The sequence below is a fragment of the Streptomyces sp. NPDC057302 genome (genome assembly GCF_042667685.1).
In the GTDB taxonomy this organism is placed as follows: domain Bacteria; phylum Actinomycetota; class Actinomycetes; order Streptomycetales; family Streptomycetaceae; genus Streptomyces.
In genome coordinates this window covers 55,671-81,509 of sequence record NZ_JBHUZJ010000013.1, presented here as the reverse complement: position 1 = coordinate 81,509, position 25,839 = coordinate 55,671, and the positions used below count along the sequence as shown (strand labels likewise).

Here is a 25,839-nt window from a genome sequence, read left to right as displayed (position 1 = left end):
GGGATTTACTTCCGTGACGCCGCCCGAGCGGACTATGTAGGGCTTGTGTGCTTTATGTGCACTCGAACGGGTGGGAACAGGACTTTACCCATGCGTTCTGCATGCCCGATCGATGACATCCGTGACTGTCCGTCCCCTTTGCGGCCTGGAACTCTCTGACCCAGACGACATGGGGAGGGGACGTCCGTGGACAAGCGGTACGAGGTCTACTGTCTGGCTGACAGGCACTTCTACGAGACTCCGGACCGCTTGTCCGTGGGCGGCAGCGCCCCCGAGTTCGAGACGGCGGGGCGCCCGGTCCCGCAGGGATGGCGCTCGGCGCGCCAGGGCGACTGGCTGACCTTCGTCCCGCTCGCCGACGACGGCCACGCACGGCCGGCGCCCCAGCAGGGCTGGAAGATCCACGTGTCCGCCACGCTGGAGAACGCCGACCGCATAGCCGCGGCGGTCCTCGACCACTGCGTGCCGCGTGACGTGCCCTTCAAGTTCATCGCGGGACGGCGCCTGCTCCACCTGCGCAACAGCAAGTACGCGGGACGCGACGGCAGCGGCAAGTTCGCCACGATCTACCCGGCCGACGAGGCGCAACTGCACGTGATCCTGAGCGAGTTGGGTCAGATACTCGAAGGGTACGAGGGCCCCTACATCCTCACCGACCTGCGCTGGCAGGAAGGCCCCTTGTATGTCAGGTACGGCGCCTTCACCCGCCGCATGTGCGCCGACGACCGCGGAGGCCTCGTCCCCGCCGTCGAGAACGACCGGGGTGTCCTCGTCCCCGACTCGCGCGACCCGGCCTTCAAGGTCCCCGAGTGGGTGAAGCTGCCGCCGTTCCTCGAACCCCAGCTGGCGGCGCGGAACAACACGACGACCACCGATCTGCCGTACCGCATGGAGAAGGCACTGCACTTCTCCAACGGAGGCGGCGTCTACGCGGGCACCGACACCCGGGACGGCCGCAAGGTCGTCCTGAAGGAGGGCCGGCCGCACGCGGGCCTGGCATCGGACGGGGCCGACGCCGTGGCCCGCCTGGAGCGCGAGCGGGACGCGCTGGGGAAGCTGGCGGGCCTCGGCGTCGCGCCCGAGGTGCGCGACTGGTTCGAGCTCGGCGGCCACCGCTTCCTCGTCATGGACTTCCTGGAGGGCCGCACCCTCAACTCCTTCTTCGCGGACCGCCATCCACTGCTGGTCAGCGAGCCGGACCCGGACGCGATAGCCGGGTACACGGCCTGGGCCCTGCGGATGCACCGCGCCGTCGAGGAGGCCGTCGCCGCCGTGCACGAGCGGGGCGTCGTCTTCAACGACCTCCACATGTTCAACATCATGGTCGCGCCCGACGAACAGTCCGTCTTCCTCCTCGACTTCGAGGCGGCGGGACGGGTGGGCGAGGGCGGCAGGCAGGTCGTGGCCCACCCCGGCTTCATCGCACCCGCCGACCGCGAAGGCGTGGACGTCGACCGCTACGCACTGGCGTGTCTGCGGCTCGCCCTCTTCCTGCCGATCACCACACTGCTCGCCATCGACCGGAGCAAGGCCTCGCACCTCGCCACGGTGATCGCGACCCAATTCCCCGACGTTCCCGCGGAGTTCCTCGCCGAGGCCGTGGCGGAGATCGAGCGCGGCGGGCAGGACCGGGCCGGGGCGAAGAGCGCCGCCAGGACGGCAGCGGGCGCGAGCGCCACGCCGCTCGTCGACGTCGCCGACTGGCCGCGCAGCCGGGACGCGATGGTCAAGGCCATCCTCGCGTCGGCGACGCCCGAGCGTGACGACCGGCTCTTCCCCGGCGACATAGCGCAGTTCACCGACAGCGCCGGCCTCGGCCTCGCGCACGGCGCCGCCGGAGTGCTGCTCGCCCTCGCCGAGGGCGGCGGCGAACGCTACGAGGAGGGCGAGCGCTGGCTACTCAAGCACACCGAACAGGCCCCGCCCGGCACGCCGATGGGCCTCGACAACGGCCTCGCGGGCATCGCCCACGTCCTGGGCAGGCTCGGCCACCGCACCCGCGCGCTCGACCTGGTGGAGCTCATCCTCCAGGAGAACTGGCAGCGCCTCCCCTCCGACCTGCACGGCGGTCTCGCCGGGCTCGGCCTGGTCCTGGACACCCTCGCGCACAGCACGGGCGAGGAAGAGCTGGCCCAACACGCGCTGCGGGCCGCTGAGTTGCTCGGCGAGCGGCTGACCGAGGAGGACCCGCCGAAGGGGCGGCAACGAGCCGGTCTGCAGCACGGCGCCACCGGCCCCGCGCTCCTCTTCCTGAGGCTCTACGAGAGGAACGGCGACCCCGCGCTCCTCGACCTGGCGGCGCGGGCCCTGCGCGCGGACCTCGCCCGCTGCGTGGCGCGGCCCGACGGCAGCATCGGCGTCGACGAGGGGTGGCGCACGATGCCCTACCTCGGCGACGGCAGCGTAGGCATCGGGATGGTCGTCGACGACTACCTCGCCCACCGGGACGACGCCGGGTTCGAGGCGGCACGGCCGGGCTTCCTGGCCACCGCGCGCTCGCGCTTCTGCGTACAGCCGGGCCTCTTCCAGGGGCGGGCCGGGCTGCTGCTGCACCTCGACCGCACCACCGCACCCGGCGTCACGCCCGAGGACATCGCCGCGCAGATCGAGGGACTCGGCTGGTTCGCCATGCCGTACGGCGGCGGGCTCGCCTTCCCCGGTCACCAGATGCTGCGGCTCTCCATGGACCTGCACACCGGAACGGCGGGCTGTCTCCTCGCCCTCGCCGCCGCCCTGGGGGACGGCGGAGCACACGTCCCCTTCATGCCGCCGCCCAGGCGGCCCCAGAGCCGGTCCCGCCACGCGGCGGGGTCGTGACACCACCCATAAGGACAATACGTCCCCAAATGAGAGGGAAGACCATGGCGCTTCTCGACCTGCAGAGCATGGAGTCCGACGAGATGACCGGTGGCGGCGGCCACGGCGGCGGCGGCTCCAACGTGAGCCTGCTCCTGTGCTGGAGCGACGCGAGCGTGCTGCTCTGTCTGTGACGCAGGACCGTGCCTGAACGGCACGGTCCGTGAGGGACCGGGCGGCGCCTCTCTCGGGAGGCACCGCCCGGAACCATTCCCGCCACGGACGCACCGGCACGGGCACACCGCCACGGACGCGCCGCCACGGCCACCGCGCCACGGACACGAGGACTGCGAGGACCCGGACCGCATGGCGACCACGACCACCCGTCCTCATCGACCCGCCGACGACGCAGGCCTGCTGAAGGCCGCGACCCGGCACAGCGCCGCCCGCTGCGCGGTCCTCGCGCTGTGCAGCGTCGCGGGGGCGGGCGCGAGCCTCTTCCTGCCGTTCTCGATCGGCCGCGCACTCGACGCCGTCCTCACGGGACACGCGGCAGGACACGTCGGCGCCGACGCCACCCGCTGGATCCTCGTGTGCACGGCGCTCATCGGCGCGAGCGCACTCCTTGACGCCTTCGACGGCGTCCTCACCGGAACCACCAACGCCCGCACCACGGCCTGGCTGCGCGGCCGTGTCGGACGCCATGTGCTGGCCGTCGGGCCACGCGCCACCGCCCGCTTCGCCCCCGGCGACCTGGTGGCCCGCCTCATCGACAACGCGGCACACGCGGGCGTCGCGCCCGCCACCCTCGCCGCGCTGCTCGCCGCCCTGGTCGTGCCCGTCGGAGCCGTGGCGGCCCTCGCCCTGATCGACGGCTGGCTCGCCGTGGTGTTCGTCGTCGGCGCGCCCGTCCTCGTCCTGCTCCTGCGGACGTTCGTACGCGTCTCGTCCGACTGCGTGGCCCGCTACCAGCAGGTCCAGGGCGACATCGCGGGACGCCTCGGCGAGGCGATCGGCGGGGTGAGGACCATCAAGGCCGCGCACACCGAGGACAAGGAAGCCGGGCGGGTCCTCGATGCGCTGCCCGAACTCTCCCGCCAGGGACACCGGATGTGGCGGGTCCAGGGCCGCTCCCAGGCGCAGGCCGTCGCGGTCGCGCCCCTCCTGCAGATCGCGGTCGTCGCCGTGGCGGGCCACCTGGTGGTCCAACAGCGCATCAGCGTCGGCGAGTTGCTCGCCGCCTCCCGGTACGCGGTGCTCGCCACCGGCATCGGCATGCTCGTCGGACAGCTGGGAGCACTCGTCCGGGCCAGGGCCGCCGCGCGGCGCCTGGGGGAGGTGCTCCAGGAACCCGCCACCTCGTACGGGGGCGCGGAACTGCCCCCAGGTGACGGCCTGTTGGAGGTGCGCGGGGTCAAGATGACCCGCGGTGGACGCACCGTGCTCGACGGCGTCGATCTGACGGTGCCCGCGGGCGGCACGCTCGCCGTCGTCGGGCGCTCCGGCGCGGGCAAGTCGCTCCTCGCCTCCGTCGCGGGCAGGCTCGCCGACCCCGACGAAGGAGACGTACGCCTCGACGGCGTCCCCTTGCGTGCGCTCGGCCGCGAGGAGCTGCGCCGCGAGGTCGGCTACGCCTTCGAGCGGCCCGCGCTGCTCGGCACCACCCTGGAGGACACCATCGGCTTCGGCGCGCCGCGCCCGGAGCCCGCCCGCATCCGCGACGCGGCCCGCTCGGCCCACGCCGACCCCTTCATCACCCGCCTCCCCGACGGCTACACCACGCCCTGCGCGGACGCGCCGCTCTCCGGGGGAGAGGCCCAACGCCTCGGTCTGGCACGGGCGTTCGCGCGAGGCGGGCGGATCCTGATCCTGGACGACGCGATGTCGAGCCTGGACACGGTGACGGAACACCACATAGCCGAGGCCGTGCTCCACCACACCCCGCACCGCAGCCGCCTGATCATCGCCCACCGCGCGGCGACGGCGGCCCGCGCGGACGTGGTGGCGTGGCTGCACGACGGCCGGATCCGGGCGGTGGGGACGCATGCGGAGTTGTGGGAGCGGCCGGAGTACCGGGAGGTGTTCGGCGCGTGAGGCGCGGGGAGCGTGAGATGCGCGTGAGCGGCATGAGCCGTGAGAGCCGTGAGAGCCGCGTGAAGTCGTCGCCGGTCCCGCAGGGGCCCTACCGCCGGGGCGTCCGCTTCCTGTGGCGCAGGTGGCCGGTCATGCTGCGGCTCGCGCTCTGGTCCGTGCTCGAGACCGGGCAGACCTTCCTCACCGGGTACGCCCTCGCGCGCGCCCTGGACGACGGATTCCTGGCGGGGCGCGAGGCGGTCGGCCTCGGGTGGCTCGGCGCGGCCGGGCTCGGCGTGGTGGTCGCCGCGTACGGAACGGGCCGTGTGTACCGCGCGGTCGCCGACCTCGTGGAGCCGCTGCGGGACACCCTGGTGCGGCAGGTCGTCGGACGGGGGCTGCGGGACGCGGACGGCGCCTCGGTCTCCCGGCTCACCCAGCAGGTGGAGATCGCCAGGGACACGTTCGCCGGCCTGGTCCTCGTCTCGCGTTCCTTCCTCTTCACGGCGGCGGGCGCGCTGATCGGCTTGTTCTCGCTGGCCCCGCTCCTCCTCCTGGTGGTCGGGCCGCCGCTGCTCGCCGGTGTCGCCCTCTTCGCGGCGAGCCTGCGCCCGCTGGCCCGGCGCCAGGAGAGGTTCCTCGTCGCGGACGAAGGCATCGCCGCGCAACTGGGTTCGGTCGCACCGGGGCTGCGGGACGTCGCGGCCGCGGGCGCGGAACAGGACATGGCCGACGACCTGGACCGGGGTGTCGCCACGGAGTACGCGGCGGCCCGTTCCCTCGCCCGCTGGGGCGTCCTGCGCACGGCCGCCCTCACGACCGGCGGCCAGCTCCCGCTCGTCCTGCTCCTGGTGACGGCCCCCTGGCTCCTGAACCACGGGGTGACACCGGGCGCCCTGGTCGGCGCGATCGCCTACGTCACCCAGGCGCTGCTCCCGGCCCTGCACAACCTCATCCACGGCCTGGGCACCAGCGGCTCCCGCCTGGCCATCGTCCTGCGCCGACTGACATGGGATCCGAGGGCCTCGCTGCCCGCGCAGACCGAGGCGTACGCGCAGGAGACCACCCCCGACGAGGCACCCGCCCTCCAGCTCTCCCGCGTCACCTTCGCCTACGGCCCCCTCGCCGAGCCCGTCGTCCGGGATCTGACGCTCACCGTGGCCCGGGGCGGTCATCTGGCGGTCGTCGGACCCAGCGGGATCGGGAAGTCGACGCTCGCCGGGCTCGTGGCGGGGCTCCTGGAGCCCGGGGCGGGCGTCGTCCGCGTCGCCGGGCGGTCCGTGCGGGAGCAAGGCGCGGTCGGGCGGCGGGTGTTGATCCCGCAGGAGGCGTACGTATTCGGCGGGACCGTGCGGGAGAACCTGGAGTATCTGCGGGCGGACGCCGTCGGCGAGGCGGAGCTGCTGGCCGCCGCGGAGGCCGTCGGGCTCGGCGGGGTGATCGAGCGGCTCGGCGGGCTCGACGCCCCGGTGGACCCCGCCGCGCTCTCCGCGGGCGAGCGGCAGCTCGTCGCGCTGACCCGCGCCTATGTCTCGTATGCGCCCCTCGCCCTGCTCGACGAGGCCACCTGCCACCTCGACCCGGTGGCGGAGGCCCGCGCCGAGCGGGCCTTCGCGGCGCGGCCCGGCGGCACCCTCGTGGTGATCGCCCACCGCATCAGCTCGGCCCGCCGCGCCGACCGGATCCTGGTGATGGACGGGACGCACACCCTGTGCGGCAGCCACGAGGAGCTCCTGGAGAGCTCCTCGCTCTACCGTGAACTCTCCGGCAACTGGGGCCCGGTGAACGCGACGTCACATTCCGGGTCGCCACACCCCGGGACGTCACACCCCGGGACGTCACACCCCGGGACGTCACACCCCGGGACGTCACACCCAGCCCTCCCCGCGTGAGATCCGTATCGCGTCGATCCTGTTGCGGGCCCCGGTCTTACGGGTGATGGCGGCCATGTAGTTGCGCACCGTCCCGTTGGTCAGGTGCAGACGGTGCGCGATCTCGGCGACCGGGGCACCCCCGGCGGCGAGTGAGAGCACCAGTAACTCCCGGGTGGTGAGCGGCATCTGAGAGGCTTTCAGGAACCCGAACCCCAGGGATTCGTCCACGAACCGATGACCGGCCGCCACCTCTCTGATTCCGGCCAGGAGACGGTCCGGCGGGCTCGCCTTGTCCACGTAGCCGAGGGCGCCGGCCTCCATGCAGCGCCGGAGCAGCCCCGGCCGGTTACCGGAGACCAGGACGAGCAGCGGGCTGCCGAGGCCGCCGTTCACCGGATGGGACTGCTCCCCGAACTCGGCGGACGTGTAGGCGGTGTCGCCGTCCGGGTCCACCACACAGACGTCAGGGCGCATCGCGGCCGTACTGTCGCGGGCATTGCGCCACGCGGCATGGAACACCTCCAGATCCGGCTCACGGGCGAGGCGTTCCGCCAGAGCCGATCGCAGCAGACAGGCATCGTGCACGAGAAGAACCCGGATCACGTTCCGATCCTCCAGCTCTTCGCAATCAGTCCCGATGGCTTCGTACGGCACGTAGACCATTCATAGCGGCGCCGACGGCTGGTATGGACCCGGATAACTGGCCAAGCGGGACGAGGAGATGCTCAGGGGCGCAATTGCCACATGAGTGTGCGCCCCCCGTGCAACGATTCAGGGGTTGCGGGCAGGCCGTCCTGGTGGGCGTGGGGCGGGCTAAGCGGCTTCGGGAGACGTCAGGTCGATCAGCCGGCACACCATCTCGATGTCGATCTTGACCTGGGCGATCGAGGCCCGGCCCGACAGCCAGGTGATCAGCGCCGAGTGCCAGGTGTGCTCGATGACCCGGACCGCGGAGAGCTGTTCGGGGGTCGGCGCGTCCGCGAGACCCATCGCGTCCAGGATGATCGCCGTGGTCAGCCGCGAGACCGTGTCCACCTCGGGGCTCACCGAGCGGTCGGCGAAGGTCAGCGCCCTGACCATGGCGTCCGCCAGATGCGGCTCGCGCTGGAGGGCACGGAAGGCCCGCATCAGCGTCTCGGCGCACCGCTCGGCGGGCGTCTCGCCGGCGGGCGGGCGCTTACGGATCGTCGTGTGCATGTGCTGGAGCTGGTCCTGCATGGTGGCGACCAGGAGATGCACCTTGGAGGGGAAGTAGCGGTACAGCGTGCCGAGGGCGACACTCGACAACTCGGCGACCTCGCGCATCTGCACGGCGTCGAACCCGCCCCTGCTCGCGAGTTGGGCGCTGGCGTGCAGGATGCGGCGGCGGCGCGCCTCCTGCCGTTCGGTCAGGGGCGGCGACGCCGGATCAGCTGCTGCGACTTCCGCTGGCTTGGCTTCCGCTGTCATGTGTCCCGTTGTCCCGTTGTCCCGTTGTCCCGTTGTTCCGTTGTCCCGTTGTTCCGTCGTCCCGGTCCGGATATGTGGTGGGCCAGCATGGCAGGGTGCCTGCCGTGGCGCGAATCACCTGATCCGGGCCTTACAGCGCGGCTACCTGCCGGTAGATTCAAAGCTCGTTCAGCGATCATTCAACGATCAAGTCTGAAACTTGTTCTAGATTACCGTCCCGGCGTAACCTCGCGGACAACCGCAGGGAGAAGGGGGCCGAGAGTGACCGCTGAGGCCATGGAGGCGGGTCCCCGGACGGGGCCGGACGCCGATGGTGACCGTCCGTTGCGCATCGCTCTTCTCACGTACAAGGGAAACCCGTTCTGCGGGGGACAAGGCGTCTACGTACGTCACCTCTCACGCGAGCTGGCCCGCCTGGGCCACAGCGTCGAAGTGATCGGCGCGCAGCCCTACCCCGTCCTGGACGAGGGTGAGGATCTGGAAGGCCTCAAGCTCACCGAGCTCCCGAGCCTCGACCTCTACCGCTCGCCCGACCCCTTCCGTACGCCCAAACGGGGCGAGTACCGCGACTGGGTCGACGCGCTCGAAGTGGCCACGATGTGGACCGGCGGCTTCCCCGAGCCCGCCACGTTCAGCCTGCGCGCCCGCCGCCACCTGCGCGACCGGCTCGGCGAGTTCGACGTCATCCACGACAACCAGACCCTCGGCTACGGCCTGTTGGGCGACCTCGGGGCCCCGCTCGTCTCGACGATCCATCACCCCATCACCGTGGACCGCAGGCTGGACCTGGAGGCGGCGCCCAGCTGGCGGCGCCGCATGTCCGTGCGCCGCTGGTACGCGTTCACGCGCATGCAGAAGCGGGTGGCCCGCCGGCTGCCCTCCGTGCTCACCGTCTCCGGCACGTCGCGCCAGGAGATCGTCGACCACCTCGGCGTACGCGAGGACCGCATCCACGTCGTGCACATCGGCGCCGACACCGACCTCTTCTCGCCGGATCCCTCGGTCGCCGAGGTGCCGGGCCGGATCGTCACCACGTCCAGCGCCGACGTCCCGCTCAAGGGCCTCGTGTACCTCGTCGAGGCGCTGGCCAAGGTCCGCGCCGAGAACCCGGCCGCCCACCTCGTCGTCGTCGGCAAGCGCGCCGAGGACGGCCCGGTGGCGCAGGCCATCGAGAGGTACGGGCTCCGGGACGCCATCGAGTTCGTCAAGGGCATCACCGACGAGGAGCTCGTCGACCTGGTCCGCTCGGCCGAGGTCGCCTGCGTCCCTTCTCTCTACGAGGGCTTCTCGCTCCCCGCGGCCGAGGCGATGGCGACGGGAACGCCGCTGCTCGCGACGACCGGCGGCGCGATCCCCGAGGTCGCGGGCCCGGACGGCGAGACCTGCCTGGCCGTGCCGCCGGCCGACCCCGGCGCGCTCGCCGCGGGCCTGAACCGCCTCCTGGGCGACCGCGAGCTGCGGGTGCGCCTCGGCGCGGCCGGGCGTGAGCGGGTTCTCGCCAAATTCACCTGGGCCCGCGCCGCCCAGGGCACCGCAGAGCTGTACCGCGCGGCGATCGCCGGAAAAAACGCGGGTCCGCAAACCGGCCGCCCCGCGGCCACCAACCCGACGTACTCCGGGAGCCATCGCTGATGCTGACCGTCGACTTCACCCGCTTCCCGCTCGCCGCGGGCGATCGCGTCCTGGACCTGGGCTGCGGCGCGGGCCGGCACGCCTTCGAGTGCTACCGGCGGGGGGCTCAGGTGGTGGCCCTCGACCAGAACGGCGAGGAGATCCGCGAGGTCGCCAAGTGGTTCGCCGCGATGAAGGAGGCGGGCGAGGCGCCGGCGGGCGCGACCGCCACGGCGATGGAGGGCGACGCGCTCAACCTGCCCTTCCCCGACGCCTCGTTCGACGTCGTGATCATCTCCGAGGTGATGGAGCACATCCCCGACGACAAGGGCGTACTCGCGGAGATGGTCCGCGTGCTCAAGCCCGGCGGCCGAATCGCGGTCACCGTCCCTCGCTACGGCCCCGAGAAGATCTGCTGGGCGCTCAGCGACGCGTACCACGAGGTCGAGGGCGGCCACATCCGCATCTACAAGGCGGACGAACTGCTCGGCCGGATGCGCGAGGCGGGCCTGAAGCCGTACGGCACGCACCACGCGCACGCCCTGCACGCGCCGTACTGGTGGCTCAAGTGCGCGTTCGGCGTCGACAACGACAAGGCGCTGCCGGTGCGGGCGTACCACAAGCTCCTGGTCTGGGACATCATGAAGAAGCCGTTGGCGACGAAGGTGGCGGAACAGCTCCTGAACCCGGTCGTGGGCAAGAGTTTCGTGGCGTACGCGACGAAGCCGCATCTGCCGAAGACCGACGCTAAGACCGACGCGTGACGAGCCCGGAGCGGACGGAACACCTGGTCCTGCCGGGCGTCCTGACGGCGGATCAGGCCACCCGGACGGTCCGCGGGATCCTGGCCGTCCAGCGCGAGGACGGCGCCATCCCGTGGTTCCGCGGCCACCATCTCGACCCCTGGGACCACACCGAGGCCGCCATGGCCCTGGACGCGGCGGGCGAGCACGAGGCGGCGGCCCGCGCCTACAACTGGCTCGCGCGGCACCAGAATCCGGACGGTTCCTGGTACGCGGCGTACGCCGACGGGGATCCGCACGACGTGACGGACCGGAGCCGCGAGACGAACTTCTGCGCGTACATCGCCGTGGGCGTCTGGCACCACTACCTCTCGACCGGCGACGACACGTTCCTCGACCGGCTGTGGCCGACGGTGGCGGCGGCGGTGGAGTTCGTCCTCGCGCTCCAGCAGCCCGGCGGCCAGATCGGCTGGAAGCGGGAGCCGGACGGGGCGGCGGTCGACGACGCGCTCCTGACGGGCAGTTCATCGATCCACCACGCGCTGCGCTGCGCCCTGGCGATCGCCGAGCAGCGCGAGGAGCCGCAGCCGGACTGGGAACTGTCGACGGGCGCGCTCGCCCATGCGATACGGAGTCACCCCGAGCGTTTCCTGGACAAGGACCGCTACTCGATGGACTGGTACTACCCGATCCTCGGCGGCGCGCTGACGGGCGAGCAGGCCAAGTCCCGGGTGGAGGACGGCTGGGACCGCTTCGTGGTGCCGGACCTCGGCGTGCGCTGCGTCATCCCCAACAACTGGGTGACGGGCGGCGAGAGCGCCGAACTCGCCCTGGCCCTCTGGGTGTTGGGTGAGTCGGACCGCGCCTTGGAGATCCTCCAGTCGATCCAGCACCTGCGGGACCCGGAGTCCGGCCTCTACTGGACGGGCTACGTCTTCGACGACAAGGCGATCTGGCCCGAGGAACTGACGACATGGACGGCGGGTTCCCTGCTGCTCGCGGTAGCGGCACTCGGCGGCGACGAGGCCACCTGCGCGGTGTTCTCGGGAGAACGCCTGCCGGTGGGCCTCGCGCCGGAGTGCTGCGGTGCGGCCGCGGGGGGTCAGTAGCGGCGGAGGCGTCCCGCGATGGCGTGGCCGACGAGGACGTAGACCAAGGCGGCCAGGCCGTAGCCGCAGACGACTCGGGCCCATGCTTCGTCGAACGTGAACAAGTCATGGGACCAGCCGGCCAGCCAGCGGGCCACGTCGTGGATGAACTGGACGAGGTCGTTGGCGCGGTTCGCGTCCAACAGATACATGAGGATCCACAGGCCGAGGATGATGGCCATCACGTCCGCCACGATGACGATGACCCTCGCTGCTGTGCTGCCACGTGCTTGTCGGGTGGACATGACATCCGTGTACCTGGATCGGGCCCGTTGAAACCCGTACGGGCTCGCCCGAGTGGCGGGCCCCGCCGGGCGGGGTGAGGCTGCGGGGAGAGCTGTCCACTCCTGGAGGTCCCCGTGTCGCTCTCCGCCGCTGCCGTACGCCGGTCTCTCGTCGCGCCTGTCCTGTGCGGCGCCCTGCTAGCGGGGACGACCGCGTGCAACGAGAAGGCCGACGCGGCGTCCGCGCCCTCGGCCAGCAGCTCAGCCGAGAAGCAGAAGTTCGCCAAGACGCGCTTCGTGGCGAACGCGGGGATCGCCGCCGGGGCCACGTACCAGTGGATCGTGAAGCCGTTTCGCGCAGGGAAGTTCAAGAAGGGTTCCAACGGGCGGAAGTTCGCCCTCATCAAGGCCGGGCTCGCGGGAACGCTCGCCTACAACCGCCTGAAGGCCGCGTCGAAGAACGCCAAGGGCGACCCGGCACTGGCAAAGGCGGTGGCCCCCCTGACCGCGGGCATCGACGCCCTCAAGGACCTGCCCTCCAAGCTCCGCAAGGGCGACTCCACGGACTCGGTCGTGAACTCCTTCGACGACGTCATCAACAAGGTGAAGGACGCGGGCAAGGGCGCGGGCGCGGAGGTCAAGGACAAGGTGCCGTCGGCGGGGGACCTGGCGAAGGGGTAACTGGCCCCGGGGCCTCTCGCGCGCCGTCAGCACCGGCTCCGCCGGGTTCGTCCTCGAACGCCGGACGGGCTGAAGTGGCCGGCCCGTCCGCCGTCCGCCGTCCGCCGTCCGCTAACCGTTGAGCTCCGCCAGGACGCGCAGCGTATGCCGGTCGGGGGCAAGGACCAGCAGATCCGTCACGGGGCCCTTGCGCCACAACTCCAGTCGCTCCGCGATCCGTTCGCGCGGGCCCACCAGCGAGATCTCGTCGGCGAAAGCGTCGGGGACGGCCATGACAGCCTCCTCCCGGCGCCCCGCCAGAAACAGCTCCTGGATCCGCCGCGCCTCCTCCTCGAACCCCATCCGCGCCATCAGATCCGCATGAAAGTTTCGCGCGGAGTGCCCCATTCCGCCGATATAGAACCCCAGCATCGCCTTGACCGGAAGCAAGCCCTCCGCAACGTCGTCGCAGACCTTCGCCCGCGCCATGGGCGCGACCACGAAGCCCTCCCGCGCATCGGTCAGCGAAGCCTCGTACACGTCGGACCGCATCGGCGACCAGTAGAGCGGCAGCCACCCGTCCGCGATCCGTACCGTCTGCGCGATGTTCTTGGGCCCCTCCGCACCGAGAAGCACCGGCAGATCCGCCCGCAGCGGATGCGTGATCGGCTTCAGTGCTTTGCCGAGCCCGCTGCCGTCCTCACCCTGATAGGGATGGGAGTGGAAGCGCCCGTCGAGGGCGACAGGCCCCTCCCGCCGCAGCACCTGGCGGATGACATCCACGTACTCCCGCGTCGCGGTCAGCGGTGACTTCGGGAACGGACGCCCGTACCACCCCTCCACCACCTGTGGCCCGGACAGCCCGAGCCCGAGCATCATCCGCCCACCGGACAGGTGGTCCAGGGTCAGCGCGTGCATCGCGGTCGTCACGGGTGAACGCGCCGCCATCTGCACGACGGCCGTGCCCAGCTTGATCCGTGAGGTCTGCGCCGCGATCCAGGTCAGGGGGGTGAAGGCATCGGATCCCCACGCCTCCGCCGTCCACACGGAGTCGTATCCGAGCCGCTCGGCCTCCTGGGCGAGTGCCACGTGCCCGGGGTCGGGGCCGCGCCCCCAGTAGCCGAGTGCGAGTCCCAGACGCATAAGCGATCCCGATCCCTTCTCGCGTTTCTGACGGTTCGTCAGTTCATTGCGGGGTGGCGACTGTACGACAACGGCCCCCCACCCGGAAGGGCGAGGGGCCGCGAGGTGCGGGAGAAGATCAGCCGCGCTGGATCCCCGTGGTGTCCTGCAGCACGCCGCGACGGCCGTCCTGCGTCTGGGCCACCAGGCCGGGACCGCGCTGCTCGACCGCCAAGTACCAGGTGCCGGGCGCCAGTTCGGCGATCGGCGTCGGCGAACCGTCCTCCGCGTACAGCGGACGCGGCACCGGCACGGCGAACCAGAACGGCGAGAACTCACCGGTGGCCTGCGCCTGCCCGGGAGGCGGCGTCTGCTGCCCCGGCTGCGGCTGACCCGGCTGGGCGCCGTAGGGCTGCCCCTGCTGCGGCTGACCGGGCTGACCGGGCTGGGCACCGTAGGGCTGACCCTGCTGCGGCTGGCCCTGCGTACCGGGGTACCCGTACCCACCCTGCGGCTGACCGCCGTAGGGCTGGGGGGCGGCGGGGCGGGGGGCGCCCATGAGGGGAGCCTTGAAGGCGGGGACCGTCAGAGCGAGGATCGCCCCGGCGGCCAGGACCAGCGTGGCGATCAGGGAGAGGATGGTGCCGATACCGGCGTCGAAGCCGCTGTCGCTTCCCTGTCCCATGTTGTCGAAGCCGCTAGCCGGGTCGAAGACCTGACCCAGGGCGCTCCAGGCGGAGGCGATGGTGAAAGCGACGCCGAAGTGTCCGAGGTCGAGACCGAGGACCTTCGGAGGTGTCGGCAGCCCGCGGGAGACGACGATGCAGACGGCGCCGATGACCCCGGCCAGGGTGACCCCCAGCAGGAACGGCCCGCTGTTCCAGGCGTTCGGCATGTCGGCTGAGTCTGAGACACCATCGATGTCCCAGATGTCCAGGAACGAGGCGATGAACAGCAAAACCGCTGCTCCGATCACCACGCCGTCGCCTCGAGTGAGAGAGCGGATATTCACTTCAGGTCCTTCGTAAGTCGTCTCGTCGGCGGAGGCGTCGCTCGCCCCAGGTCGCGGCGCAAAGCGCGGGGATGGCCCCCCATCGTACGGAGGACATTATCGTTCACACCCGTGGGGTGTCTGCTCGGGATAAAGACCTTCACGAGATGAAGATCTGCCAGTTGTCGCACCGTGACGTGCTGTGTGAAGCTGCGCACACCCGTGCTGGGCTCGGAGAGCGACCAGACCGATGGCATCGATGACGACGTGACGGTTGTGTACGTCGTACGCGAGCCGTCCTTGAGCGCGGCTGGCCAATCTGTTGTCCCTGTTGCGCGCCGGAGGGTGTCCGCGTCGCGGTAGCCAGCCCTTCAGTGTCGCCTACCGCCAGGCGTTTGACGTCTGTCCCACCTCGCCCAGGGCAGCCAGGTTTGGCTCACGTGAAGGGGAACCAGTTGTCGGTACGCCGTCCAGTACCGCGTGATCGATGCTTACCGTGGCTCTGAGCCCAACGGTCACAGTGCCTGGCGCGATGGGCGGGCTTGCTCAACACGATCCGACAGACGCCCGTGGTCTTCGGTCGCCCGGGGCCACGGAAGAGGAGTGGCCCACCGAGACAATTTGGTGGGCCACTCTTGCTCAGGCGCAGTTAGCGTTTACGAGTTGCGCTGCTTGTACTTGAAGCAGGCGCCTACCGGCTTCCATGCCTTCTTGCCCTTCTGGAGCCGTACCAGGGTGGGGTTGCCGTTGTTCCAGCTCGGCGTGTATACGTCGAACTTCTTTCCCGCGTACTTGGTGTAGGCCTTGAGGGTCCCGTACTTGCCGCGAGGTACTTCCTTCGATCCGCTCACCGTGATGGTTCGGCTCTTCGTCACGTCCCAGCCCACTGCAACACTGATGGCCTTGTACGTGGCCTGTATGCTCTTGGACTTTGTAGTGCTCCGGGTCCGAGTCTCGTCGATTCGGAGGATCATCTTCCCCTTGCCGGATGCCATGGCAAGGGGCTTCTTGCCGCACTTCGTTCCTGCGGACTTGACGTGCTTGATCCGGTTGTACCGGTCGGCATAGTCCTTGGTGGTGATGGTGTCGGCGTTCTTCGACGGCTTCGACGCCTGGGCCTGCGACGGTGTCGCGGCACCAATCAGGCATGTCGCCAGCGCTGCTGCTACCGCGCCATGGCGAAATATCTGCTGCTTCACGGTCCCTCGTTTGCAAATCAGAGAAGGTCTTGTTCGCCTTCGGTCACAGGTAGTCAACCAAGTGATGGATGCGAAAGGGGTTCGCTTGAGGGAAACCTGAGCATGTGCTTACGGCCAAGGGGGAAATTGAGGTCGGGGTGTGCTGGCCTCGCGGTTCGGCTGGTGCGTGATCAGCGGGTGATGTCACGGACGAGGACGAGTTCGGTGCTCGTCTCGCGGCGGGTGGGCCGCTGGGCGGTACGGTCGGAGACGAGGCCGGCGATCGTGAGGTGGGTCTCGGCGTAGGTGTCGCGGCGTCCGGTAGAGCGCCGCAAGGGTGCCCACTGCCGTAGCTCGGCGTGGGTGCTCGACACAGACCCGGGCCGAGGACTGGCGTCGCCGTGCCTCGCGCCAGGCGTACTTGTCGCCGTCGCACACCTCGTCCTTGGGCTTCTTGGGCGGGGCGGTGACCTGGCCCGGGAACTCCTTGGCCAGTGCGGCGTACCCGGAGTCGGCCTTGGCCTCCACTCTCGGTCTCAGGCGGAACTGCTCGGCGATGCCCTCGGTCCGCATGGCGGTCTGGTCGTGCATGCGACCAGGTCGGACGACCCCGGCCAGCAGCATCCGGCCCTGTCCGTCGCTGAACGTGGTGGTCTTGATGGTGTTCTGCCTGCGCTTGCCGGACACGAAGACCCGACGTCCCGGGTGTCCCGCCTGCGGGCGCCGCACCTGAGTCTCGGCTCCGTCGAGCCTCAGCTCGACACCCTCAGCCTCGGCGTAGGCGAACACGTCCTCCAGCGCCTTCAGTCGAACGCCGGGCCGGTCGGGCACGGCGAAGCCACGGGTTGCGAGCAGCGGGCGGACCTGCCGGATGGCCTCGGAGACGGTGAACGGTCCACGTCGAAGAGCTCGGCCAGGACCGCTTGCGGCAACTGGTGACGCAGATGAACCAAGGTGAGAAGCAGCCGGTCGAAGAAGACCAGTTTCGGCTTGCGTCCGGCTCCGGCCGCCCTCCGGCGCGGACCACCCCGGGCCGCCTGGAGCACGGACTGCCGTGCTGCCTCCCACGCGCCAGCGAGTTCGGCAAACAACTCGCCGGAGTGTGCGCGGCAGACCCCGGACAGGGCAGGATGGGAGCAGGCCGCACGGGCCCAGGCCAGCTTCACAACTCACCCAACCCGTGCGGCCCTTCTCATGTCACGGCTTGACCAGGACCACTCGTACTTCCCTCGCCCCCGTCAGGAGTCCCCGGCGCCCTCGACATTGGCGATCATCCTGCGCAGTACCTTGAGTGTGGCCACGTACTCCTCGTCGCTGATGCCCTCGTGGACCACGGCGCGCAGCTCGGTCACCAGCTCGCGCAGCCGCACCCTGGCAGCCTCCCCGGCATCAGTGAGGTGCAGGCGGTGCCCGGCGTCGATCCGCAGCCAGCCGCGGTGGACCAGTTGGTCCACGACCCGCCCAATCTCGTGCTTCCCGTCCGCGAGGGGCGTTAGCTGGATGACGACCTCCTCGCGGCTCGGCGCCAAGGACCCGCCGTTCAGGCGGTTCAAAACCCAGTACTGCGGCTGTGTGACGTCGATCCTGGCCATAGCGTCACGCAGATGCCGGGTGACGACTGCATGGGCGAGGCCGCTCCAGTACCCGACGGGCTGGGTGGCCAGCATGTCGTCAGTGGCGGCCGGATCGGCCGGCGCCTGATCGGTGGTGGTATCAATCGGCGGTTTCATGATCGCGACGCTATATCCCCCGAGCACGTTAGCCGAGAGGGCATGCGCCCGCGGCGGAGGTAGGGGCTGCTTACGCGTTGGCGGGCGCCTCGGCCTGCGGATCCTGGGAGTTGGCGTGTGTTGCAGCCGCTCCATGATTGAACTCATTGGCCTCAGGGGTCAGTCTCGCCGGTCATCGACGGAGTGGTTCAAGACTCCAGAAAGCTCTTGATTCCGTCGGAGATTCCCTGCGCCGCCTTCTGCCGCCAGGCACCGCTGGTGACCAACGCCTCGTCCTTCGCGTCCCGCATGTTGCCGCACTCGATGAAGACCTTGGGGACGGTCGACAGGTTGAGGCCGCCGAGATCCTTGCGTACGTCCAGTCCGGTGCCGTCACCGATGTAGTTGGAGGGGGCGCTGCCCGTCGCGCGCAGGAACCTGCCCGCGATGCGCGTGCCCAGGTCGCGTGACGGTACGACGATCCTGGAGGTGTCCGCGGCGCCGGACTTCACCGACGCGGGCAGGATCACGTGGAAGCCGCGGTTGCCCGCCGCCGAGCCGTCGGCGTGCACGGAGACGACGGCGTCCGCGTGGGCGTTGTTGCCGATGCGGGCGCGCTCGTCGACGCAGGGGCCCCAGGGGCGGTCGCCGTCCTGGGTGAACTTGACCGTGGCGCCCTGCTTCTCGAGCAGCGTGCGCAGGCGGCGCGAGACGTCGAGGGTGAACTGGGCCTCGCTGTAACCGTTGTTCGTGGAGGTGCCCGTGGTGTCGCACTCCTTGCGGTGCGTGCCGACGTTCACCAGGCGGTTGATCTCCGCCGTGTGCCTGCCGTTGCCCGTGTTGTGGCCGGGGTCGATGACGACGACCTTGCCCTTGAGCGGCCCGGAGGCGGCGGGACGGCCGGACGATTTCGGCGGCTTCGTCGTGCTCGGCTCGTCGCTCGCCTTGCCGTCGGCCTCGTCACCCTTGTCCCCCTTGCCGTCCGCGTCGTCCTTCCCGGACTTCGACGGGGACGGGCCGGCGGACGAGGAGCCCTGCGCGGACTGGCTCGACGCGGGGAGCGTTCTCGGGGGCTCGCTGCCCCCGGGACCGCTCGTCGCCTCGTAGATGAGCCACCCCGCCAGGCACGTCGGCACCAGCGCGGCGAGCGTCACGGTGAGAGGGCCGCCGCTGAAACGGCGGGGCGGGCGGGGGGGCTGGCTGTCCGGGCCTACGTACGACACGACTGCGACTCTAACCGTGAGGTCAGATCCCCGCTCCCGTTCGCCGCAGGACGCGCAGCGAGTCGGTTGCCGAGACCTCGGTGAACGCGCCGGACTCCAGGGCCCTGAGGTAGACGCGGTACGGGGCCTGGCCCGTCATGATGTCCGCCGGGTTCGGGAAGACGTCGTGGATCAGCAGCAGGCCGCCCCGCGCGATGTGCGGGGCCCAGCCCTCGTAGTCGCCCGTGGCGTGCTCGTCCGTGTGGCCGCCGTCGATGAAGACGAGACCGAGCGGTCCGCCCCACGCCTTCGCCACCTGCGGCGAGCGGCCGACGATCGCGATCACGTGGTCCTCCAGGCCCGCGCGGTGCAGCGTGCGGCGGAAGGTCGGGAGGGTGTCCATCCGGCCGATCTCCGGGTCGACCGTCGCCGGGTCGTGGTACTCCCAGCCCGGCTGCTGCTCCTCGCTGCCGCGGTGGTGGTCCACCGTGATGGCCGTGACGCCGGCCTCGCGGGCGGCGGCGGCGAGCAGGATCGTGGAGCGGCCGCAGTACGTTCCGACTTCCAGGAGCGGCAGGCCGAGGGCCGCGGCTTCCGCTGCCGCGGCGTACAGGGCGAGGCCTTCGCCGGTGGGCATGAACCCCTTCGCCGCTTCGAAGGCGGCCAGGACCTCCGGCGCGGGAGGCGCGGGGGGCGCGGAAGGCGCGGGAGCCATGGGGTTCCTCCGGTCGTTCAATGCGGTGGGGTTCGTCCGCGGGCCGCCCTATGCTGCCGCATGGCCTGGCCATTCACGGAGGCGGGGCCTTACAGAGGAGTGGAAGGCGGCATATCCATGCAAGGCGTACCGGCCGATCCGACGGTGCTGCATCCCTTTCCCGACCAGCCTCGTGTCGTGCTTCTGAAGCCGCTGGTGAAGTCTCCGTTGATCGAGGTGGGGGAGTACTCGTACTACGACGATCCGGATGACGCGACTGCCTTCGAGACGCGCAATGTCCTTTACCACTACGGGCCCGAGAAGCTTCGTATCGGGAAGTTCTGTGCGTTCGGGACGGGGGTGCGGTTCATCATGAACGGCGCGAATCACCGGATGGACGGGCCCTCGACCTTCCCCTTCCCCATCATGGGGGGCTCGTGGAGCGACCACTTCGATCTGATCAGTGGGCTGCCGGGGCGGGGGGACACCGTTGTCGGCAACGACGTCTGGTTCGGGTACGGGGTGATGGTGATGCCGGGGGTGCGGATCGGGCACGGGGCCGTCATCGCCTCCGGGTCCGTGGTCGTGGACGACGTGCCCGACTACGGGGTGGTCGGGGGCAATCCGGCCAAGCTGATTCGTACGCGGTACAGCGAGGACGAGGTGGCGCGGCTGCTGGCCGTCGCCTGGTGGGACTGGCCCGCGGAGCAGCTCACCGAGCATGTCAGGACCGTCATGTCCGGGACCATTGATGAGCTGGAGAAGGTCGCTCCGCGGGTCTAGCGGTGGTCAACGCCGGACGGGCTGAAGGAGTTCGGCCCGTCCGGCGTTTGAGGGCAGCCCCCCAGGACTCGCCCTACGCCAGCACGTCACTCCCGCCCGGCAGCAGCAGGTCGACCTCCACCGCGGCCTCGCGGTACGCCGCCGCCGAAGCCAGCGGAGCGTGCCCCGCCGCCGTTGCCGCGAGGACGTACGAGCCGTCGCCCGGCACCGGCAGCGCGTAGCGGCCGCCCTCGTCCGTGAGCGCGGAGCCCGCCTGGCGTCCCCGGCGGTCGATCAGTGTCACCTTGGCCCGCGCGACCGGCGCCCCGGAAGGGCTCAGTACCCGGCCGTGGAAACCGGCCAGTGCCTCGGTGGCCGCGCGCAGGTTCGCGTCCTCCTCGCTGCTGGCCCGCAGCTGCGGCTTGGCCGAGCGGCGCGCGGAGGGGAGGAACAGGGCGAAGACCAGACCCAGGGCCACCGCGCCCGTGGCGATGAGGAACGACGTGCGGAAGCCCGTCATCGTGGGGACCGCGACGCCGCCCACGTGGTTCGCCGTGTTGGCGAGGACCATGCCGATGACGGCGCTAGAAACCGACGTACCGATGGACCGCATCAGGGTGTTGAGGCCGTTCGCCGCGCCCGTCTCCGAAGGCGGCACGGCCCCGATGATCAGCGCGGGGAGCGAGGAGTAGGCGAGGCCGATGCCCGCGCCGACGACGACCGCGATGATGATCGTCTGCCAGGCCGCGCTCATCAGGCCGAGGCCGGCGCCGTAGCCGATCGCGATGATCAGCATGCCGAGGATGAGGGTGACCTTCGGGCCGTACTTCGCCGAGAGGCGGGCGTAGACCGGGGCCGTGAACATCATCGTCAGGCCGAGCGGCGCCACGCACAGGCCCGCGACGACCATGGACTGGCCCAGGCCGTAACCGGTGGCGGTCGGCAGCTGGAGCAGCTGCGGGAGGACGAGCGAGATCGCGTAGAACGCGACGCCGACCATGATCGAGGCGAGGTTGGTGAAGAGGACCGCGGGGCGGGCCGTGGTGCGCAGGTCCACCAGCGGCGCCTTGAGGCGCAGCTCCATCACGCCCCAGAGGACCAGGACGAGCGCCGCCGCGCCGAACAGGCCAAGGGTCATGCCCGAGGTCCAGCCCCAGTCGCTGCCCTTGGTGATGGGCAGGAGGAAGAGGACGAGGCCCGCGGAGAGGCCGAGCGCGCCGAGGACGTCGAAGGTGCCCTGCGCCTTCACGGTGCTCTCGGGCACGAAGAGGACGGTCAGGAGCATCGATATGACGCCGAGGGCCGCCGCGCCGAAGAACAGCGCGTGCCAGTCGGCGTGCTGCGCGGTCAGCGCCGCGAGCGGCAGGGCGAGGCCGCCGCCGACGCCGATGGACGAGCTCATCAGGGCCATCGCGGAGCCGAGCTTCTCGCGGGGCAGCTCGTCGCGCATCAGGCCGATGCCGAGCGGGATGGCGCCCATCGCGAAGCCCTGGAGGGCGCGGCCGACGATCATCACGACGAGGTCGTCGGTGAAGCCGCAGACCAGGGAGCCGACGACCATCACGGCCAGGCTCGTCAGGAGCATCCGGCGCTTGCCGTAGAGGTCACCGAGGCGGCCCATGATCGGGGTCGAGACGGCGCCCGCGAGCAGGGTCGCCGTCATGACCCAGGTGGCGTTCGACGGCGTGGTGCTCAGCAGCGTCGGCAGGTCCTTGATGACCGGCACCAGGAGCGTCTGCATCACCGCGACGACGATGCCGGCGAAGGCGAGTACGGGGACGACTCCGCGGGTGCCGCGTTGGTGGGTCGTCGACTGCGTCATTACGTGGGGCCTCCGGGGGCGATGCAGGTGCGGGCAGGGGTACGTGCAGGGGGAACCTGTTTCCCGAGGCGACTATTCCGACGGATGTCGTACGAGGGGAAGTCTTGACCTGTTGTTAACCGGGCGCTTACGGGGAGCCCGCGACCCTTGCGGGGCGGCCCGCGATCACCGGCCGAGATCACCGGCCAAGCCGACCCGTATCTGACCTTCCGTCAGATTGGAACGTGTTCTAGTCTGTCGCCGTCCCGGAAGCTGCTACCGGCGAGGACGCGCATGAGCATCGGAATCACGCAGGAACAACGGGAGTTGGCGTCGGCGGTGCGCGGCTGGATCGCCCGCGCGGTGCCGCCCGAGGAGATACGCAAACTGCTCGATGCCCCGCCGGGCTCCGGCGGCAGGCCCGCGTACTGGGACGGGCTCGCCGAGCAGGGGCTGCTCGCGGTGCACCTGCCCGAGGAGTGCGGCGGCGGTGGCGGCGACCTCGTGGACCTCGCCGTCGCCCTGGAGGAGGCCGGGCGGGCCGCGCTCCCGGGGCCGTACCTGGCCAGCTCCCTCGCCTCGCTCGTACTGCACCGGGCCGGCGCCCCTGACCTCGCCGCCGACCTCGCGTCCGGCGCGCGGATCGGCGCCGTCGCGCTCGGTGCGGGCACGCTCACCGCGGTCTCCGTGGCGGACGGCTGCGTCCTGGACGGTGTTGCGCCGCCCGTCCTCTCCGGGGCCGACGCCGACCTGCTGATCCTGGCCGCGGAGTCCGCGGGCGGAACGGTGTGGCTCGCTGTCGACGCGGCCGAGCTGACCGTCCGTACGCAGGAGAGCGCCGATCCGACGCGGCCCACCGCCGAGGTGACCGCCGCCGGGGTGGAGGTCCCCGCGGGGCGGGTGCTCGACGTCGACGCGGCGCTCGTGCGGGACCTCGCCCGCGTCGTGTACGCCGCCGACGCGTGCGGCAGCGCGGCCTGGGCCCTGGAGACCGCCACCGGGTACGCCAAGGTGCGGGAGCAGTTCGGGCGGCCGATCGGGCAGTTCCAGGCGGTCAAGCACAGTTGCGCGGACATGCTGGTGCGGCTCGAACAGGCGCGGGCGCTGGCGTGGGACGCGGCGCGGGCGGCCGATGAGCCCCCCGAGGTGCGCGGACTCGTCGCCGCGCTCGCCGCGGGGGGCGCGCTCGACGCCGCGTACTCCTGCGCCAAGGACGCCATCCAGATCCTCGGCGGCATCGGCTTCACCTGGGAGCACGACGCGCATCTGTATCTGCGCAGGTCACTGACTGCCCGGCAGCTCCTCGGCACCGGTGACGCGCACCGGCTGCGGGCGGTACGGCTCGCGGAGGGCGGGGCCAGGCGCGAGCTGCGGATGGAGCTGCCGCAGGAGGCGGAGGCCTACCGGGAGCGGGCCCGCGCGGCCATCGCACCCGCCCGGGGGCTCGACCCCGCCGCCGCCCGCAAGGCACTCGCGCCGACCGGCCACGCGGCGCCCCATCTGCCCGAGCCGTACGGCCTGGGCGCGGGGCCCGTCCAACAGCTTGCCGTGCAGCAGGAGTTGGCGGCTGCCGGGGTGCGCGTCAGCGAGCTGGGGATCGCCACCTGGGTGGTGCCCTCGCTCATCGCGTACGGGACGAGCGAGCAGCAGGAGCGGTTCCTGGCGCCGACGCTCAGGGGCGAGGTGCTGTGGTGCCAGCTGTTCAGCGAGCCCGGGGCCGGTTCCGATCTGGCAGCGCTGCGGACGCGGGCCGAGCGGGTCGACGGCGGCTGGCGGATCAACGGCCAGAAGGTGTGGACGAGCGCGGCGCAGTGGGCCGACCACGGGATTCTGCTGGCCCGCACGGACCCGGACGCCCCCAAGCACAAGGGGCTGACGTACTTCCTCATCGACATGAAGCGGGCCGAGGGCATCGACATCCGCCCGCTGAAGGAGATCACCGGGGACTCCCTCTTCAACGAGGTCTACTTCGACGACGTCCTGCTGCCCGCGGACGCGGTCGTCGGCGAGGTGAACGACGGCTGGCGGGTCGCGCGCCACACGCTCGGCAACGAACGCGTCCACATGGCCGACCAGCTGACCTTCGACACCGGCCTGGAAGCGCTCATCGCAGGCGCCGCCGACCTCGACGGCGCCTGCCGGGCGCGGATCGGCGCGCTCGCCGCCGAGGCGCACGCCCTCGCCTGCATCGGCCTGCGTACGACCATGCGGCAGGTGGCGGGCGCGGAACCGGGCGCCGGGGCCTCCGTACGCAAGCTCGTACAGACCCCGCATCAGCAGAAGGTCGCCGAGCTGGCCCTCGAACTGCTCGGCCCGGCGGGCGCGGTCCGCGAGGGCGCCGGGGAGCGGGCGCTGCACGGCTTCCTCATGTCGCGCTGCCTGACCATCGCGGGCGGCACCACGCAGGTGCAGCTGAACGTCGTCGCGGAGCGGCTCCTCGGCCTGCCGAGGGACCCCGAGCCGCGCCCCGTCATCTAGCCCGTCCCATCATCCAGAAGGAGCTGGCCCGTGAAGGCGTACATAGTCGGCGTCGGAATGACGAAGTTCGAGAAGCCCGAGACGCGGGACTGGCAGTACTGGGACATGGCGAAGGAGGCCGGGACCAGAGCGCTCGACGACGCCGGAATCCCGTACGAGAAGGTCGAGCAGGTCCCGGTCGGCTACTGCTTCCAGGCGTCGACGGCCGGACAGCGGGCCGTGTACGAGCTCGGCCTGACCGGCGTCCCCGTCTACAACGTGAACAACAACTGCGCGACGGCGTCGACCGCCCTGATGATGGCGCGGCAGTTCGTCGAGGGCGGCATCAACGACTGCGTGCTCGCGCTCGGCTTCGAGAAGATGGCGCGCGGCGCGCTCGGGGGCGGCTCCGACGGAGGCGACTTCAAGACGTCCCCCGTCGCCCGCCACTACGGCGTGATGGCCGCACGCCACGGCTTCGAGATGACCCCGCCCACCGCCCAGATCTTCGGGAACGCGGCACGCGAGCACATGGAGAAGTACGGCACGACCGAGGCGCAGCTCGCCGCCGTGGGCGCCAAGAACCACCGGCACTCGGTGCACAACCCGTACGCCCAGTTCCAGGACGAGTACACGGTCGACGAGATCCTCGCCGCCAAGACCATCCACCGCCCGCTCACCAAGCTCCAGTGCTCGCCGACGTCGGACGGCTCTGCGGCGGCGGTGGTGGTCTCGGAGCGCTTCGTGGAGCGGCACGGCCTTCAGGACCGGGCCGTGGAGATCGCGGCGCAGGCGATGACGACGGACACGGGGGAGTCCTTCGACTCGGGCTCGTGCATCGACGTCGTGGGGCAGCCGATGTCGAGGGCGGCGGCGCGGGAGGTGTACGAGAGGTCGGGCCTCGGCATCGAGGACGTCGACGTGATCGAGCTGCACGACTGCTTCTCCGTCAACGAGCTCCTCACCTACGAGGCCCTGGGCATGTGCGCGGCGGGGGAGTCCGGCAAGCTCGTCGAGAGCGGGGCGACGACGTACGGCGGGCGCTGGGTGGTCAACCCCTCGGGCGGCCTGATCTCCAAGGGGCACCCGCTCGGGGCGACCGGGATCGCCCAAGTGACGGAACTCACCTGGCAGTTGAGGGGCGAGGCGGACGCACGTCAGGTGGCCGGGGCGCGGGTGGGGCTCGCGCACAACATCGGGCTGGGGGGAGCGGCGGTGGTCACGCTGCTGCGCAAGGGGTGAGACGGGGGCCGCGGGTGCCGGCCCCGAAGTCCTAGGACCCGCGGCCGAGGACACCTGCGCCGAAACCCCGATGCACGGGGCACGCAATCCCTGAGAGCATGCT

At 71.0% G+C, this 25,839-nt stretch carries 23 protein-coding genes; 11 read left to right on the top strand and 12 right to left on the bottom strand.

The features are described from left to right. Window positions 1–186: 186 nt before the first annotated feature. The 4 genes from lanKC to ACFUPX_RS12705 all read left to right on the top strand — a co-directional run bounded on the left by lanKC (window position 187) and on the right by ACFUPX_RS12705 (window position 6,761). Complete coding sequence (gene lanKC / locus ACFUPX_RS12720; RefSeq protein WP_383320177.1) at window positions 187–2,817, top strand: class III lanthionine synthetase LanKC; 2,631 nt, start codon at window positions 187–189, stop codon at window positions 2,815–2,817. Between the two features lie 44 nt (window positions 2,818–2,861). Further along, the gene (locus ACFUPX_RS12715; protein WP_383320175.1) at window positions 2,862–2,990 is read left to right on the top strand and encodes a SapB/AmfS family lanthipeptide; all 129 of its coding nucleotides are present in this window, start codon (window positions 2,862–2,864) and stop codon (window positions 2,988–2,990) included. Window positions 2,991–3,162: 172 nt separating this feature from the next. Then, window positions 3,163–4,890 carry an ABC transporter ATP-binding protein gene (locus ACFUPX_RS12710; protein WP_383320173.1) on the top strand — a complete coding sequence of 576 codons (1,728 nt, stop codon included), beginning with the start codon at window positions 3,163–3,165 and terminating at the stop codon, window positions 4,888–4,890. A gap of 131 nt (window positions 4,891–5,021) precedes the next feature. Further along, window positions 5,022–6,761: an ATP-binding cassette domain-containing protein gene (locus ACFUPX_RS12705; protein WP_383320321.1), complete on the top strand. Its 1,740-nt coding sequence runs from the start codon at window positions 5,022–5,024 to the stop codon at window positions 6,759–6,761. Here ACFUPX_RS12705 and ACFUPX_RS12700 read toward each other — a convergent pair. Both ACFUPX_RS12700 and ACFUPX_RS12695 read right to left on the bottom strand, forming a co-directional pair. Next, window positions 6,738–7,346 (bottom strand): LuxR C-terminal-related transcriptional regulator, encoded by a 609-nt coding sequence (locus ACFUPX_RS12700; protein WP_383320170.1) that lies wholly within the window; start codon window positions 7,344–7,346, stop codon window positions 6,738–6,740. The genes ACFUPX_RS12705 and ACFUPX_RS12700 overlap by 24 nt on opposite strands. Window positions 7,347–7,556: 210 nt before the next feature. Then, the gene (locus tag ACFUPX_RS12695; RefSeq protein WP_383320168.1) at window positions 7,557–8,192 is read right to left on the bottom strand and encodes a TetR family transcriptional regulator; all 636 of its coding nucleotides are present in this window, start codon (window positions 8,190–8,192) and stop codon (window positions 7,557–7,559) included. 261 nt (window positions 8,193–8,453) lie between these two features. Between ACFUPX_RS12695 and ACFUPX_RS12690 the strand changes: the two genes are divergently transcribed. The 3 genes from ACFUPX_RS12690 to ACFUPX_RS12680 are packed head-to-tail and all read left to right on the top strand — an operon-like array spanning window position 8,454 to window position 11,655. After that, window positions 8,454–9,824: a glycosyltransferase family 4 protein gene (locus tag ACFUPX_RS12690; RefSeq protein ID WP_383320166.1), complete on the top strand. Its 1,371-nt coding sequence runs from the start codon at window positions 8,454–8,456 to the stop codon at window positions 9,822–9,824. Next, window positions 9,824–10,567 (top strand): class I SAM-dependent methyltransferase, encoded by a 744-nt coding sequence (locus ACFUPX_RS12685; RefSeq protein ID WP_361827547.1) that lies wholly within the window; start codon window positions 9,824–9,826, stop codon window positions 10,565–10,567. Before ACFUPX_RS12690 ends, ACFUPX_RS12685 begins: the two co-directional genes overlap by 1 nt. Next, on the top strand, window positions 10,564–11,655 hold the full coding sequence (locus ACFUPX_RS12680) for a prenyltransferase/squalene oxidase repeat-containing protein (RefSeq protein WP_383320164.1): 1,092 nt from the start codon (window positions 10,564–10,566) through the stop codon (window positions 11,653–11,655). Before ACFUPX_RS12685 ends, ACFUPX_RS12680 begins: the two co-directional genes overlap by 4 nt. Here ACFUPX_RS12680 and ACFUPX_RS12675 read toward each other — a convergent pair. Then, window positions 11,649–11,939 (bottom strand): hypothetical protein, encoded by a 291-nt coding sequence (locus ACFUPX_RS12675; RefSeq protein ID WP_361046070.1) that lies wholly within the window; start codon window positions 11,937–11,939, stop codon window positions 11,649–11,651. The two genes, ACFUPX_RS12680 and ACFUPX_RS12675, sit on opposite strands and share 7 nt — an antisense overlap. Window positions 11,940–12,053: 114 nt before the next feature. On the opposite strand from ACFUPX_RS12675, the gene ACFUPX_RS12670 reads away from it, so the two are divergent. After that, on the top strand, window positions 12,054–12,599 hold the full coding sequence (locus ACFUPX_RS12670) for a hypothetical protein (protein ID WP_383320162.1): 546 nt from the start codon (window positions 12,054–12,056) through the stop codon (window positions 12,597–12,599). Window positions 12,600–12,710: 111 nt separating this feature from the next. On the opposite strand, the gene ACFUPX_RS12665 is transcribed toward ACFUPX_RS12670, so the two are convergent. The 8 genes from ACFUPX_RS12665 to ACFUPX_RS12630 all read right to left on the bottom strand — a co-directional run bounded on the left by ACFUPX_RS12665 (window position 12,711) and on the right by ACFUPX_RS12630 (window position 19,495). Further along, entirely contained in the window at window positions 12,711–13,721 is a 1,011-nt protein-coding gene (locus ACFUPX_RS12665) for an LLM class F420-dependent oxidoreductase (protein ID WP_383320160.1), read from the bottom strand. 118 nt (window positions 13,722–13,839) lie between these two features. Next, complete coding sequence (locus ACFUPX_RS12660) at window positions 13,840–14,712, bottom strand: hypothetical protein (protein WP_383320158.1); 873 nt, start codon at window positions 14,710–14,712, stop codon at window positions 13,840–13,842. A gap of 635 nt (window positions 14,713–15,347) precedes the next feature. Further along, window positions 15,348–15,890 carry a hypothetical protein gene (locus ACFUPX_RS12655; protein ID WP_383320156.1) on the bottom strand — a complete coding sequence of 181 codons (543 nt, stop codon included), beginning with the start codon at window positions 15,888–15,890 and terminating at the stop codon, window positions 15,348–15,350. 183 nt (window positions 15,891–16,073) lie between these two features. Then, window positions 16,074–16,700 carry a transposase family protein gene (locus ACFUPX_RS12650; protein WP_383320154.1) on the bottom strand — a complete coding sequence of 209 codons (627 nt, stop codon included), beginning with the start codon at window positions 16,698–16,700 and terminating at the stop codon, window positions 16,074–16,076. Further along, window positions 16,673–16,915: a transposase family protein gene (locus ACFUPX_RS12645; RefSeq protein ID WP_383320319.1), complete on the bottom strand. Its 243-nt coding sequence runs from the start codon at window positions 16,913–16,915 to the stop codon at window positions 16,673–16,675. Before ACFUPX_RS12645 ends, ACFUPX_RS12650 begins: the two co-directional genes overlap by 28 nt. Before the next feature lie 192 nt (window positions 16,916–17,107). After that, the gene (locus ACFUPX_RS12640) at window positions 17,108–17,599 is read right to left on the bottom strand and encodes a MarR family winged helix-turn-helix transcriptional regulator (protein ID WP_383320152.1); all 492 of its coding nucleotides are present in this window, start codon (window positions 17,597–17,599) and stop codon (window positions 17,108–17,110) included. Between the two features lie 188 nt (window positions 17,600–17,787). Next, complete coding sequence (locus ACFUPX_RS12635; protein WP_383320150.1) at window positions 17,788–18,801, bottom strand: N-acetylmuramoyl-L-alanine amidase; 1,014 nt, start codon at window positions 18,799–18,801, stop codon at window positions 17,788–17,790. 22 nt (window positions 18,802–18,823) lie between these two features. After that, window positions 18,824–19,495, bottom strand: coding sequence for a class I SAM-dependent methyltransferase (locus tag ACFUPX_RS12630; RefSeq protein WP_383320148.1), 672 nt, complete (start codon window positions 19,493–19,495; stop codon window positions 18,824–18,826). 117 nt (window positions 19,496–19,612) lie between these two features. Here ACFUPX_RS12630 and ACFUPX_RS12625 point away from each other — a divergent pair, with 117 nt between their 5' ends. After that, window positions 19,613–20,257 (top strand): CatB-related O-acetyltransferase, encoded by a 645-nt coding sequence (locus ACFUPX_RS12625; RefSeq protein WP_383320147.1) that lies wholly within the window; start codon window positions 19,613–19,615, stop codon window positions 20,255–20,257. Window positions 20,258–20,330: 73 nt separating this feature from the next. On the opposite strand, the gene ACFUPX_RS12620 is transcribed toward ACFUPX_RS12625, so the two are convergent. Beyond that, on the bottom strand, window positions 20,331–22,058 hold the full coding sequence (locus ACFUPX_RS12620; RefSeq protein WP_383320145.1) for an MFS transporter: 1,728 nt from the start codon (window positions 22,056–22,058) through the stop codon (window positions 20,331–20,333). Between the two features lie 273 nt (window positions 22,059–22,331). Here ACFUPX_RS12620 and ACFUPX_RS12615 point away from each other — a divergent pair, with 273 nt between their 5' ends. Next, window positions 22,332–24,515, top strand: coding sequence for an acyl-CoA dehydrogenase (locus ACFUPX_RS12615; RefSeq protein WP_383320143.1), 2,184 nt, complete (start codon window positions 22,332–22,334; stop codon window positions 24,513–24,515). A gap of 30 nt (window positions 24,516–24,545) precedes the next feature. Continuing rightward, a complete protein-coding gene (locus tag ACFUPX_RS12610) occupies window positions 24,546–25,736 on the top strand; it encodes a lipid-transfer protein (protein WP_383320141.1) in 1,191 nt (396 codons plus the stop codon). Window positions 25,737–25,839 lie beyond the last annotated feature (103 nt).

Excerpts from the sequence above, each read along its gene's own strand:
- ACFUPX_RS12665 (WP_383320160.1), bottom strand. The coding sequence starts at position 13,721 with ATGCGTCTGGGACTCGCACTCGGCTACTGGGGGCGCGGCCCCGACCCC.
- ACFUPX_RS12620 (WP_383320145.1), bottom strand. The coding sequence starts at position 22,058 with ATGACGCAGTCGACGACCCACCAACGCGGCACCCGCGGAGTCGTCCCC.
- ACFUPX_RS12685 (WP_361827547.1), top strand. The coding sequence starts at position 9,824 with ATGCTGACCGTCGACTTCACCCGCTTCCCGCTCGCCGCGGGCGATCGC.
- ACFUPX_RS12615 (WP_383320143.1), top strand. The coding sequence starts at position 22,332 with ATGAGCATCGGAATCACGCAGGAACAACGGGAGTTGGCGTCGGCGGTG.
- ACFUPX_RS12715 (WP_383320175.1), top strand. The coding sequence starts at position 2,862 with ATGGCGCTTCTCGACCTGCAGAGCATGGAGTCCGACGAGATGACCGGT.
- ACFUPX_RS12630 (WP_383320148.1), bottom strand. The coding sequence starts at position 19,495 with ATGGCTCCCGCGCCTTCCGCGCCCCCCGCGCCTCCCGCGCCGGAGGTC.
- ACFUPX_RS12625 (WP_383320147.1), top strand. The coding sequence starts at position 19,613 with ATGCAAGGCGTACCGGCCGATCCGACGGTGCTGCATCCCTTTCCCGAC.
- ACFUPX_RS12675 (WP_361046070.1), bottom strand. The coding sequence starts at position 11,939 with ATGTCCACCCGACAAGCACGTGGCAGCACAGCAGCGAGGGTCATCGTC.
- ACFUPX_RS12710 (WP_383320173.1), top strand. The coding sequence starts at position 3,163 with ATGGCGACCACGACCACCCGTCCTCATCGACCCGCCGACGACGCAGGC.
- ACFUPX_RS12640 (WP_383320152.1), bottom strand. The coding sequence starts at position 17,599 with ATGAAACCGCCGATTGATACCACCACCGATCAGGCGCCGGCCGATCCG.
- ACFUPX_RS12695 (WP_383320168.1), bottom strand. The coding sequence starts at position 8,192 with ATGACAGCGGAAGCCAAGCCAGCGGAAGTCGCAGCAGCTGATCCGGCG.
- ACFUPX_RS12705 (WP_383320321.1), top strand. The coding sequence starts at position 5,022 with ATGCTGCGGCTCGCGCTCTGGTCCGTGCTCGAGACCGGGCAGACCTTC.